This is a genomic window from Peribacillus sp. NPDC097224 (assembly GCF_044761985.1).
Classification (GTDB): Bacteria; Bacillota; Bacilli; order Bacillales; family DSM-1321; genus Peribacillus.
Window position 1 is genome coordinate 248877 of sequence record NZ_JBIWDK010000003.1, and the last position, 12149, is coordinate 261025.

A 12149-nucleotide genomic window follows, 5' to 3' on the forward strand; every position below is an offset into this window, starting at 1 on the left:
AGAACCATGGATAGGAAAAAAATGAAGGAATGAAAAAGAGGAGGAAAATTAGTGAATATTGAATCGACTTCATCTACAGGTACTGTTTTAGTTACATGCACGGAGAGAACGGCGACGGTCACTTTGAATCGCCCGGAGTCCATGAATGCAATAAATCCAGCCATGCTAAACGACTTTATTTATGCCCTTAAGGAAGTGGGCGAGAATGAAGATATTGACGTCGTCATTTTAAAAGGGAATGGAAAGGCATTCTCTTCAGGTGGAGATATCAAGATGATGCTTGGATCCGATGAGGAAAATGGTTTTGATAGCCTCATGGATGGAATAAGTGAATTGGTTACAACCTTATATTTCATGCCTAAATTGACTATCAGTGAGATCCACGGTGCAGTGGCAGGTCTTGGCTTAAGCATTGCCCTTGCAACGGATTACCTCATTGCGGACTCACAAAGCAAGGTGGCCATGAACTTTATTGGTATCGGACTGATCCCAGATGGCGGAGGACACTTCTTCCTTGAACGCCGTCTTGGTGAAGTGGGGGCGAAGGAATTGATTTGGGAAGGAAAAGTCCTTACCGCCCATGAGGCAAAAGAAAAAGGCCTCATTCATGAAGTGGTGGAAGGGTCCTTGGAACAGGCGGTCGAGAAAAAAGTGCAGATCTGGCTGAAAAGTCCGGTACAGGCGATGATTAAAACGAAAAAGATCCTCAGTGAAAAAAATCGTCCCTTGTTAATAAAAATGCTTGAAATTGAAAAAGCGGCCCAAATGAAAATGCGTCAAACAGAAGATCATAAAGAGGGAATCCGTGCTTTTGTCGAGAAAAGGAAACCCGTTTTTATCGGGAAATGAAATCAGAGAGACCGTCAGGATGACGGTCTCTCTATTTTTATCCCATTCTTAGATTATCCAAAATATAAAAAAGCGCTTCCATTCTTCAACCGTTTAACGATGAAAGAGTAATAGTGCCCCTGCAGGTGATGTGCAGCGGTGCGTTTGATCTTGATAATTTTTTTCATTTAGAATTTTTTGACCGATTTCTTTTGCCTGTTGATCAGTTTCAGCGGTGAATGCTTCGTCTAAAAGCTTTTCCCCTGTCGGTTCAAAAACGGTTAATTTATATACTTTACTCATGTTAAAACTCCCCTTTTCTCATCAATGACCGTTCAATCATTTTTCTGTATAGCATATAACCTGTTAATGAAAATTTTATCATTTTATGTCATTTTTGACTATTATTATATAAGGACGTGGAATCTTTCCCGAGAAGGCAAGTAAATGTACCAATTTATGTGAATATCTTGGGTAACTAAATTAATCCTATAGAATATGAAGTATTTCCTTTACTAAACAAAAATTTATAAATGATATAATAATGAAGAAGTAAGTAAATGATGAATGTGAATGAGTTGAAAGGGGATTTTTAAGAAATGACTGTAAGAATCGTAAATAATGTTACTGAATTGATTGGGGATACACCAGTCGTAAAACTTAATCGTTTAACCGCGGAAGGCGATGCGGATGTATATGTCAAACTGGAATATTTCAATCCAAGCCGAAGTGTAAAAGACCGGGCAGCCTTTAATTTGATCCGTCAGGCTGAGCTGGACGGGCTAATCCAACCTGGGGCAACGATCATCGAGCCGACTTCAGGGAATACGGGGATTGGTCTTGCCATGAATGCTGCTGCCAAAGGCTACCGCGCGATCATGGTCATGCCGGATAATATGTCAAAAGAGAGAATCAATATACTGAAAGCCTATGGAGCGGAAGTGGTCCTTACTCCAGCGGCAGACCGGATGCCAGGTGCGATTCGAAAAGCGGAGGAGCTAGCCGCAGAGATTCCTAATAGCTTTATCCCACAGCAATTTGAAAACAAGGCTAATCCAGATATTCACCGGGTTACGACTGCAGTCGAGATATTGGGCCAAATGGATCGGAATCTCGATGTGTTTATCGCAACTGCTGGTACAGGTGGAACAATTACAGGAACAGGTGAAGCTTTGAAAGAAGCGCTGCCTGAGCTAAAGGTTGTTGTCGTCGAGCCTCAAGGCTCACCTGTTCTTTCAGGAGGGAAGCCAGGTCCTCATAAGCTTGTCGGAACAAGCCCAGGTTTTGTTCCAAGCATTTTAAATACGGATGTCTTCGATGAAATCCTTCAAGCAACGGATGAAAATGCCATATCGACAATGAAGGACATGGCTGCGAAGGAAGGTATTTTAATTGGGCCTTCAGGTGGGGCCGCTGTCTGGGGTGCCCTTCAGGAAGCACGCCGCCTTGGAAAAGGAAAACGCGTACTGTGTATTGCACCGGATAATGGCGAGCGATATTTAAGCATGGATATCTTCAAATAAAAACAAAGACCGAATGCAGTGCATCTAAAAAGTGCCTGCGATTCGGTCTTTTTATTTATAAAATGGTCTATACTGTTTTCACCTAAACTAACTGGAATCATTCCTGTTATTAATATGGGAAAGTATGTTCTGGATATGATAAAATAAAAGTAAATAAATGTTAGGGGACGAGGTGGTTATGGTGAGTGCCGTTACGTTCATTCATGCGGCAGATCTTCATTTGGACAGCCCTTTTTCAGGATTGAGGGATTTGCCGGCATCCATATTAAAAGACATCAGGGAAAGTCCATTTAAGTCTTTTCAAAGAATTGTGAAGAATGCGATCTGTCGTCATGTCGACTTCATGGTGATATCAGGTGATTTGTTTGATGGGGAAAATCGGAATCTTCGGACACAGGTCCGTTTTCGGAGTGAAATGGAAAGACTTCAGCAACATGGGATTCCGGTTTTCATCGTTCATGGGAACCATGATCACCTTAGTGGCTCTTGGATTAAAGTGGACTTTCCTGAAAATGTGCATATTTTTTCAGACGAAATGGAAGTCAAGCGGTTTGAAAAGATGGACGGAACAACAGTCCATTTATATGGCTTCAGTTATCCACGGCGGCATGTAACGGAACGAATGATAGAATCGTATGTAAAATCAGAAGCTGCCGATTATCATATCGGCCTTCTTCACGGGAATTTAGAAGGAAATTCGGATCATGGAAACTATGCTCCCTTTTCATTGAATGAGCTTACTGAAAAGGACTTTGATTATTGGGCATTAGGTCATATACATAAGCGCCAGGTCGTTTCAGAATATCCACTTGTCATCTATCCGGGAAATATACAAGGGAGGAATCGGAAGGAGTTGGGTGTAAAGGGCTGTGTGTTGGTCGAAATGGACGGAGAAGAAAAAAGGCACTCCTTTATCGAAACATCCGAACTGATATGGGAAAGTGTACTCTTTAAAGTCCCGGCAACCGCTGGCTTTGATGATCTTTATAAGCAGTGCAAGGAGATGATCGGGCAAATACGTTCGGATGATAAGGGTTATCTCATAGACATCCAGCTGGATGTCGAGGATCCTTTTGTCTTCTCACGTGAATTACTAGAAGATTTAACCCGGCTTTTACAGGAAGAGGAAGAGCAGGAGCAATCATTCGTGTGGGTACATAAGATCACCCTTCAGCCATCTTCCTTACGTAAAGCGGGAAAAAGGCTGACACCTTTTACAAATGAAATAGCCAAATTGACTGCTGATTTTGCCGATATAGAAAAGGTCCTAGCGCCACTTTACAAACAGGCTGCATCAAGGAGATTTCTCGATGCCTTGAGTCAGGAAGAGGAGCAAGAGCTCATGAATGAGGCTGAAAGATGGCTGTTGCAGGTATTTGAATCATAATGGTCAATTGAAGGAGGAAACCGATTTGAAAATTAAAGACCTCCATGTTTATGGCTATGGGAAACTGGAAAACCAGAGGTTCTTAGAAATGGGGCAGCTGCAGGTCTTCTTTGGGGAGAATGAGTCAGGTAAATCCACAATCATGTCATTCATACACAGTCTTTTATTTGGTTTTCCGACAAAGGTTCAAAATGTTCGGCGATATGAGCCTAAACTTCATGCCAAGTATGGCGGGAGACTCACGCTTATTACAAAAAAAGATGGTGAAGTCATCATTGAACGGGTGAAGGGGAAGGCAACGGGAGATGTGAAAATCACATTCCAGGATGGGAGAACCGGAGGAGAAGAAGAGCTCAATGAAATTCTTCATGGCATGGATAAAAACTATTATCAGTCCATCTTTTCTTTTGACCTTCAGGGGTTACAAGGCTTGTCAGCCCTTAGTGAAGGGGACATGAGTAAATATTTACTTTCGGCAGGCCTGATAGGGAATGATCGGTTGCTGGAGGCGGAAACGAAGCTACAGAAGGAGATGGATCTCCGGTTCAAACCTTCCGGGCAGAAACCACTATTAAACGTGAAAATAAAAGAGCTTAAGGAATTGGAGAAACAAGTCAAAGCTGCCGAAGTGGAACAACAGTCTTATACTGTTTTGTGCCAAGATGAAATCGAGCTGAAAAGCCAACTGGCCAGCTGTCTGGAACAAATCCAAGAGATGGAGAGAAAACTTGTTGAATCGAGTTCTTTTTTACGAATTAAGCCATTATTCGAGGAACGCCGGGAAATTGAAGCAAGATTGAATGACATCGGGGACATGAATTTTCCTTCGGATGGTTTGAGGCGGTTAGAGCAGCTACAAGCCGTTGAAGTTCCATTAAATGCTCAACTGGCGGCCTTGAATGAGAAGGTGCTTAAAATCGAAAGGGACCTTATGCAAAATGAAAGTGGTTCGTTCCTTAGAAAGCATAAAGAAAAGGTCGAATTTGCCATCGAACAAGGGGCGATGCTGGATAAGCTAGAGCTGGAAATAAGGAAAGTAGAACATGAAATTCAAGCTGAAGTAAAAAAAATCGAAAGGATTAAGCAGGATTTATTTTGGGATGCTGCTGATCAACATATCAGTAAGCTTGATACCAGTACGTTCATGAAAGAAAAAATAAAGAGAGCGGAAAGGGAAAAGCATCATTTGCACCAAAGTGAAAATCTGCTTGATGAAAAATATAGTCGGCAAAAAGTGGGTCTGGACACGACGGAAGCACGGATGAAGGAGTTAAAGTCAAAGCTTATGCCTTCGGAAAAAAGAAACGAGTTGGAAGCCATCGTCAACGAACGACAGGATTCCAACTTTGACGAAGTGAAAAGGCAATTTCTTGATGAGCAAATTTCAGAGCTGGAGGGCCAACTAGACTCCCGGAAGAAGCGACAGGATCATCATAAGCGCTTCCACTTACTAACTGGCGGATTGATTGTCCTCATATGTGTGATTGCGATAGGAAGCTTCGTCAAAGGCCAGAGCCTAGGCGGATTTATTTTACTGAGTGCAGCCATTGTATTGGCTGTTTCTCGGTTCCTTTCCAAAGGTGACGATAGTTTGGTTGGACAGTCTGCGCAACTTGAGCAAGCGAAAAGGAAACGAGCAGCGTTGGATCGGGTCGATAAATCTCAAAGGGACATGAGTTCAGGGGCTATGAAGCAGCTCATCAACCAAGATGATGACTTTCAAAAACAGCTGGACCATGAAATGTTTAAATATAAAGAACGGGAGGATGCCTTCGAATCCACCATCCAGGAATATGCCGCATGGGAGGAGAGAAAGGTACAGCTACTAGAAACCGTGAATGCCATCATGACTTCTTGGGGCTTCCCGCATCCAGGTTCGGACGTCAATCTAGAGTCTACCTTTGACGAGTTGGTGAAGTGGAAGGCAGCAGTTGAAAGAAAGAATGAATATATCGAGACCCATCGCTTATTAAAAGCCGATTTCCATAGTATATCGGATGCGTTATTTGATTATGCCTTACAGATTGGCAAAGAGCCATCCACATGGAAGGATGCCATCCTAACGTTGAAAAAGGAAGTTCACCTCATGGCGGATCAAACAGCCAAGTTGGTGCAATGTCAGCAGGTACTCAGAGATTTAATGAGTGAAAAAGAAAGCCTGATGCTGGAAAAAGACTATCTTGAAAAGGAGAAGGCTAAGCTATTTACGAAAGCTAAGGTGGATAGTGAAGAAACATATCGTGAAAAAGCCATTTTGGCCGATGAAAGAATCATGCTGCAAAAGCAATGGGAGTTACTCAACATTCAATTGGAGCAAGCGGATATGCAACCGGAGCGAATCCAAAGATTTTCCGAACAAGGAATCAACGTGTATTCGGTTGAAAACTTGGAACAAAGATGGAAGGATCTAGTAAAGGAAAAAACAGTTTTACTGGAGAACCAAGCTGATACTCGATATAAGATCAAACAGTTGGAGGCAAATGGCGTTTATGAGGAGTTGCTGCATCGTTTCCATGAAGCAAAAGCCGCTTTTAACGAGGAAGCAAAGGAATGGGCAAAATTGGCATTGGCTAAAGGCTTATTAAATAAAACCCTGGACCGATATAAAAGGGAACGGCTTCCAAAGGTAATCGCGGAAGCGGAGCGACATTTAGTTTTTCTAACGAATGGTCGCTACCAAAGAATCATCCTGGAGCCAAAAGGTGAAGGGTTACGTGTAGAGCGGAGCGATGGGTTGAATTTCGAGGCCGAGGAAGTCAGCCGGGGAACGGCTGAGCAGATTTATGTATCCTTAAGGCTAGCACTTGCCGATCATACTTTTGCGGAAGATCCTTTTCCCCTTATCATCGATGACAGTTTTGTTAATTTTGATGGGAAGAGGACAAAACGGATGCTTGAGCTGTTGAATAAGGTATCCCAAAGGCGTCAAGTTTTATTTTTTACGTGTCATGATCATAATTTGCACCATTTCGAGGGAACTGACGTGATTCATCTGTCCAAGCAAGTTTTGACTCCAAAATGATCATATTTTATCCTCCCCGACATAAAATGAAAAAAACCTATAATAAAGAGAGTGAACGAATTTGGACATGCATGATTTTTTGAATCGATATGATGCTTCGCTACAGTTACTCATCGAGGATGAATTTCCTGACAGACGGTGTGTTGGCGGGAAGTATTCGGTTTCGAAACATACCATCACGTTATATAAAAAAGATATCGAAATCCAATTGCAACGTTTACTTGGTTCCCTCGAAAGGCTTGAGGAATATGTATGGATCATCTTTGCCCATGAGATGGGCCATGCATTGGACCCGGACCTTTCCATGTTGAGCATGGAATTGGTTGGTCCGAGTAAACGGGAAACGCTCTATCAAATAGAACTCAATGCATGGAACATTGCAGGTGAATTGATTCCATTCATCGATCAAGGCTTATTTAGTAGAGTTAGGGATGAGTCGCTGAGCTATTGTACAAAAGACGTACTTGTTGGTTGAAAACCCTCCGGAATTGGAGGGTTTTTTGTTTTCACATCGACTCATGACTTCGAATGGAGATAGTTGAAGGGTCTTCGGGATTCCTATGGACGCGTATGTCGGTTTCCAGTATATAAGCTGAAGGATCTGAGCGTAAATGAAGGCATCGTTCTTTTTTTAAATTGACATTGAGAATCATTTTCATTAAACTAGGATTAATAGACTAAAAGGGGAGTAGTATAATGAGTCCATCTCTTAAAACCCAGTCTTTATCATGTGGTAATGCTGAAAAATCAATTATAAATGGAATAAATATAGAAATGCCTCAACCTCATAAGGTGTCACCTTCAATCGAAGAAGAGCTGCAAACGTATCGGATTTCCTTTAAAGAGGAGATAAACAATCCAAGAAACGTGGAGGATATCGAAGAATTGATTGGTTATGCAATAATCCGCTCTGGAGCAGATACTCCTAGGGTTGCCGCTTCCATGTGGTTCAGGCGTTATGCATTTTTTATTACGGCACAATTGTACATGATCAGTAAGCATCGGCTTGTTTGGAATGGTTCGCTTTCTGATTTGGCCATTCTGGATGATCCTGCAGATGTGCAATGGTTTCCAAAATTCTGGCTGAAAGAAAATAGTTGGAGCGATGTTCCGGAGAAGGAAAGCCAACAAGCATTACATACTGTATTAAATAAATTTGGCGCTGATGTCATTGTCCCACTTTCCAAATCTACTAAAGTATCAAGACTTATACTTTGGGAAAATATATGGGGGTATACGGTCTGGATGTATTCAGAGTTGTTGAAGCAATGTGATATCAAAGATAGAGTGGAAGCCGATATCGAAAATCTGCTGGATGATGAAATCTGGCTGGGGATGGAAAAGCGGTCACCATTCAAACGCTTCATCGAGGAAAAGACGGTACCTGAATCCATGAATTCTTATAAGCGTGTGACATGCTGTTTATATTATCAAATCGAAGGTCAAATGAAATGCCCTTATTGTCCCAATAGTAACTGTTGAATGATTTGTCTAGGAACCAGGCTGTAAGTAAAGCCTGGTTTTCTTATGTGCACTTTAATAGAAACTAAACGCACTAACCAAATTGGTATGTTATAATGTTGATATTTAATTGAACGGAGGCAGTCGCATGAACAATGGGATCATTCATTATGGAATTGGTGAAGTAGTAGATATATATATGTACATCAAAACGAGTACAAAGGCGGTTGCGAGTAATGGCAAGCCATTTTTGACGCTGATTTTGTCTGATAAAACGGGTGAAATCGAGGCTAAACTCTGGGATGTATCAGAGGCTGATGAAAAAACGTACAGTGCCGAGGCTACGGTGAAGGTACAAGGAGAGGTTCAGAATTATCGCGGTCGGAGTCAATTGAAGATTCGTCATCTTAGACTGACTACGGATGCTGATGGCGTCACAAAAGGCGATTTGATTCAAACGGCACCTCTAAGTCAGGAAGAAATGATGGAGACCATCACCCAATTCATCTTTGAAATGAGAAATCCGAATATCCAAAGAGTGACTAGGCATCTGGTCAAGAAGTATCAGGAAGAACTCTTAACATTCCCTGCTGCCACTAAGAACCATCATGAGTACATGTCGGGCCTAGCTTACCATGTCGTGTCCATGCTGGGGCTTGCAAAGGCCATTTCAGGCTTATATCCATCCCTTGATAAGGACCTTCTATATGCCGGGGTCATTTTACATGATTTAGGTAAAGTCCATGAGTTATCGGGTCCTGTGTCAACTGTTTATACGGTTGAAGGGAACCTGCTTGGCCATATCACGATCATGGTGAATGAAGTGGGCAAAGCTGCAGAAGAACTTGGGATTGATACCGAAGAAATAATGATTTTGAAACATTTAGTTTTGAGTCATCATGGAAAAGCGGAATGGGGAAGTCCGAAACCGCCTATGGTGAGGGAAGCGGAAGTCCTTCATTATATAGATAACATGGATGCCAAAATCAATATGATGGATCGGGCCCTTGAAAAAGTGAAACCAGGGGAATTCACCGAAAGAGTCTTTGCACTGGATAATCGTTCATTCTATAAACCAACCTTTAAATAATGAATATGCTTCTTTCCTAACCGGGAAAGAAGCATATTTTTTTATCTCCTGCATATGCTCTAGTAAAACGATGGGGGATCTTGAAAGGAGAATGGACATGCCAATATGGATCTGGTTCGTGTTTATTGGAATCATTGTCAGTGCCGTTATGTCAATATGGACAGCGAGGAAAGAACGCATGATAGACGAAGCGTGGATTGAAAAGGAAGGGCAGAAATATATAGACCGTATGATAGAGGAAAGAGAGAAACGAAAAGAGGCCTAAGATAATAGTAAAAAGCGACAGGGGGTGGTCCCTGTCGCTTTTTAGTGGTGTCTATTATTTTTCTGTAGCAGTTTCGGATGTGATGGAATCTTTCAATTCTTTATCCTTGACCTTCACGTCTGCTTTTTTAATTTCGGAATCTAAAATATTTTGAACTTTAGTTTGGTCAATTTTAGCCACTTTTAGTTTATATTCAAGATCCTTTTTCATATCTTTATACGATTCTTTTTCTTTCTTATCCTGCAATTGGATGATATGGTAGCCAAATTCAGATTTTACTGGCTTGGAGATTTCGTCTTTTTTCAGCTTAGCTGCAGCTGTTTCGAATTCCGGAACCATTTCACCTGTACTGAACCAACCAAGATCTCCACCCTTTGCAGCCGTTCCTGTATCAGTGGAATATTCTTTCGCAAGTGCGGCGAAGTCTCCACCCTTGTCCAATTTAGCTTTGACTTCTTCAGCCGTTTTCTTGTCTTTCACAAGAATATGTCTGGCTTTAAGGTCTGGTTTGTAGTTTTCGTAAGCTTCTTTCACTTCCGCTTCCTTCACGTTAATGTCCGCGATGGCCGCTTTTTCTTGAAGCATGCCGATTCTAAGTGCACGCTTAAGATCTGCTTCACTATTATATCCAGATGAAGCTAAAGCCGAGTCGAAGTTTTCGCCCATTTGATCTTTAAGCTCTTTTACTTTAGCTTTAACTTCTTTATCCGTTACCGTGTATTTATCTGAAAGAACCTTTTCGTATACCATTTCCTGAAGGACTTGGTCACCGTATCTGTCTTTCATCACATTGTAAAACTCTTCTTTTGATATATCTCCAGCTTTTGATTCCACTACTGCTTCTTTGTCGCTGTTGCATGCTGTAAGTCCGATCAGTCCAGCAGCTACGGCAACCGATAATGCCCACTTCTTCATTTAGTAACAACTCCTAATTTTTAAGTTTCTTTTTTTTGTAATTATTCGATTATCCACAAAACTAACTATAACATATTTTGGCTGTTTTACAAAAAATAATATATTGATGTACCTTTAAGAATTTCAAAAAAACTGGGTGTATGCCCACCCATATCCTGAATCCCTACATATGATAAATCGAAGACAACAATGGAGGTAGTTTTATGGGTAATCGATATGGCAGTGGGTTTGCTTTATTGGTTGTTTTATTCGTCTTATTAATGATTGCTGCGGTCGCATATTGTTAGCCGAACACAACATTAATATGAAAAGTGCCCACTCCTTTTGGAATGGAGATGAATAGGATAGGGTAGCCGCTCATGAAATTTACACATGGTGAATAAACCTGATGAAATGTATTTTTTTTACGGGTTATAAGAGTGTGCATGAAAGTAATCTTAATCTGGAATGGGAAGGAGGAAGATCAATGTCTGGAGGAGTTGGTGGGGGCTTTGCCCTAATAGTCGTTCTTTTCATCCTATTAGTAATCATTGGCGCATCCTGGTTATAAGAAAAGACAAAAAAGACGAAGCCGTGTGCTTCGCCTTTTTCTTTATGTGGATAGAAGCGTTGGAATACCACATTAATGCAGGTATGTAATGATTATTATCAGTATATACGCAAGGGCTTCCCTTTACACATATAAAACTTCAATATAGGAGGATAATAACAAAATAGTGATCAACACATTAATGGTCCTGAATACTTTAGGTTGCTTTTCTTCAGAGATTTCCTTTTGAATACATAAAGAGTTTGTCATTCTATTAATATTATAAAGAATCACAATAGCAAAAATAATAAACCAGAACGAGATCAAAAAATCCCTCCTTGCATAACATCATGTATAAATACGATACCAAATATTAATGAAAAAAGATACCTAAAAATCTTGGTAGCGTCGGAAGGAGGCAATATTCATTTTTGGACTAGGATATCGTATCCTTCTCCGTGCTCCTCAATGAAGGATCGCCCGGGTGATCCTATCAGGTTCTTGACATAAATGAAATCCGACACGCACAAACCTGTATGCAAAGATAGTAAAATGGTGAAATAATGGGTGTAGTGTGGGAAAGCCACGGCGCAACCGATAAAAATAAAGGACATGATGAAAAAGGGTAGAACCAAGGTGATAAGATAGAGATTTTTCCGAATCGGATGATGCACGTATACTTTGCATGTAAGTACGAGATGCCACCTGAGGGACCATGATGTTTTTACCTTTTTACATATTAATCTCATAGGTAAGTAGTGTAATAATTTGTGAACAGGATATAATAAGAGCAATAAGCTAAAAAATCCCATCGTTTGATCGTCATACAAAATGACATGGGGTGAAAATACGCTTAATAATGTATATATTAAAACAAATGACATCATTATAGTGAAAACTGTAAATAGGAGTAGACGGCAACTCCCATACTGTTTTGAAAGGTCAATTGTTTTCCATGAATTCATGTTGAAATCAGCCTCCATAGACCCTTAAATTTACTTACATACATTACGATGAATGAATGGAAAAAGCAATAGGTTTTATGGATTTTGTTTTTAGATAAAAAAGGATGGAGTTTCCAGGCTCAGGATTGGTGGGGCATTTCGTGGAGTAACGAAAATTAACTGAA

Annotated in this window: 14 protein-coding genes; 10 read left to right on the top strand and 4 right to left on the bottom strand. The window is 40.9% G+C overall.

Annotated features, from left to right (window positions below):
- Positions 1 to 57 precede the first annotated feature (57 nt).
- The gene (locus tag ACIQXR_RS07910) at positions 58 to 849 is read left to right on the top strand and encodes an enoyl-CoA hydratase (protein ID WP_402868522.1); all 792 of its coding nucleotides are present in this window, start codon (positions 58 to 60) and stop codon (positions 847 to 849) included.
- Positions 850 to 942: 93 nt separating this feature from the next.
- Here ACIQXR_RS07910 and ACIQXR_RS07915 read toward each other — a convergent pair whose 3' ends face one another.
- A complete protein-coding gene (locus tag ACIQXR_RS07915; RefSeq protein ID WP_402867699.1) occupies positions 943 to 1131 on the bottom strand; it encodes a YhzD family protein in 189 nt (62 codons plus the stop codon).
- A 296-nt stretch (positions 1132 to 1427) separates the two neighbouring features.
- Here ACIQXR_RS07915 and cysK point away from each other — a divergent pair, with 296 nt between their 5' ends.
- The 7 genes from cysK to ACIQXR_RS07950 all read left to right on the top strand — a co-directional run bounded on the left by cysK (position 1428) and on the right by ACIQXR_RS07950 (position 9576).
- Positions 1428 to 2351, top strand: a complete 924-nt coding sequence (gene cysK, locus ACIQXR_RS07920) for a cysteine synthase A (RefSeq protein ID WP_402867700.1) — start codon at positions 1428 to 1430, stop codon at positions 2349 to 2351.
- A gap of 181 nt (positions 2352 to 2532) precedes the next feature.
- Positions 2533 to 3738 (top strand): metallophosphoesterase family protein, encoded by a 1206-nt coding sequence (locus ACIQXR_RS07925; RefSeq protein ID WP_402867701.1) that lies wholly within the window; start codon positions 2533 to 2535, stop codon positions 3736 to 3738.
- A gap of 25 nt (positions 3739 to 3763) precedes the next feature.
- Positions 3764 to 6760 carry an ATP-binding protein gene (locus ACIQXR_RS07930; protein ID WP_402867702.1) on the top strand — a complete coding sequence of 999 codons (2997 nt, stop codon included), beginning with the start codon at positions 3764 to 3766 and terminating at the stop codon, positions 6758 to 6760.
- A gap of 67 nt (positions 6761 to 6827) precedes the next feature.
- Entirely contained in the window at positions 6828 to 7235 is a 408-nt protein-coding gene (locus ACIQXR_RS07935; protein ID WP_402956034.1) for a hypothetical protein, read from the top strand.
- A 221-nt stretch (positions 7236 to 7456) separates the two neighbouring features.
- A complete protein-coding gene (locus tag ACIQXR_RS07940) occupies positions 7457 to 8242 on the top strand; it encodes a (2Fe-2S)-binding protein (protein ID WP_402867704.1) in 786 nt (261 codons plus the stop codon).
- A 127-nt stretch (positions 8243 to 8369) separates the two neighbouring features.
- Positions 8370 to 9311, top strand: a complete 942-nt coding sequence (gene yhaM / locus ACIQXR_RS07945; RefSeq protein WP_402867705.1) for a 3'-5' exoribonuclease YhaM — start codon at positions 8370 to 8372, stop codon at positions 9309 to 9311.
- Positions 9312 to 9408: 97 nt separating this feature from the next.
- Positions 9409 to 9576 carry a sporulation YhaL family protein gene (locus ACIQXR_RS07950; protein WP_402867706.1) on the top strand — a complete coding sequence of 56 codons (168 nt, stop codon included), beginning with the start codon at positions 9409 to 9411 and terminating at the stop codon, positions 9574 to 9576.
- A 54-nt stretch (positions 9577 to 9630) separates the two neighbouring features.
- Here ACIQXR_RS07950 and ACIQXR_RS07955 read toward each other — a convergent pair whose 3' ends face one another.
- The gene (locus tag ACIQXR_RS07955) at positions 9631 to 10491 is read right to left on the bottom strand and encodes a peptidylprolyl isomerase (protein ID WP_402867707.1); all 861 of its coding nucleotides are present in this window, start codon (positions 10489 to 10491) and stop codon (positions 9631 to 9633) included.
- 203 nt (positions 10492 to 10694) lie between these two features.
- On the opposite strand from ACIQXR_RS07955, the gene ACIQXR_RS07960 reads away from it, so the two are divergent.
- Positions 10695 to 10778 (top strand): YjcZ family sporulation protein, encoded by an 84-nt coding sequence (locus tag ACIQXR_RS07960; protein ID WP_402868524.1) that lies wholly within the window; start codon positions 10695 to 10697, stop codon positions 10776 to 10778.
- A 179-nt stretch (positions 10779 to 10957) separates the two neighbouring features.
- Positions 10958 to 11041 (top strand): YjcZ family sporulation protein, encoded by an 84-nt coding sequence (locus tag ACIQXR_RS07965; RefSeq protein WP_402868526.1) that lies wholly within the window; start codon positions 10958 to 10960, stop codon positions 11039 to 11041.
- 123 nt (positions 11042 to 11164) lie between these two features.
- On the opposite strand, the gene ACIQXR_RS07970 is transcribed toward ACIQXR_RS07965, so the two are convergent.
- The gene (locus ACIQXR_RS07970; protein WP_402867708.1) at positions 11165 to 11347 is read right to left on the bottom strand and encodes a hypothetical protein; all 183 of its coding nucleotides are present in this window, start codon (positions 11345 to 11347) and stop codon (positions 11165 to 11167) included.
- Between the two features lie 98 nt (positions 11348 to 11445).
- On the bottom strand, positions 11446 to 12003 hold the full coding sequence (locus ACIQXR_RS07975; protein WP_402867709.1) for a DUF3267 domain-containing protein: 558 nt from the start codon (positions 12001 to 12003) through the stop codon (positions 11446 to 11448).
- Positions 12004 to 12149 lie beyond the last annotated feature (146 nt).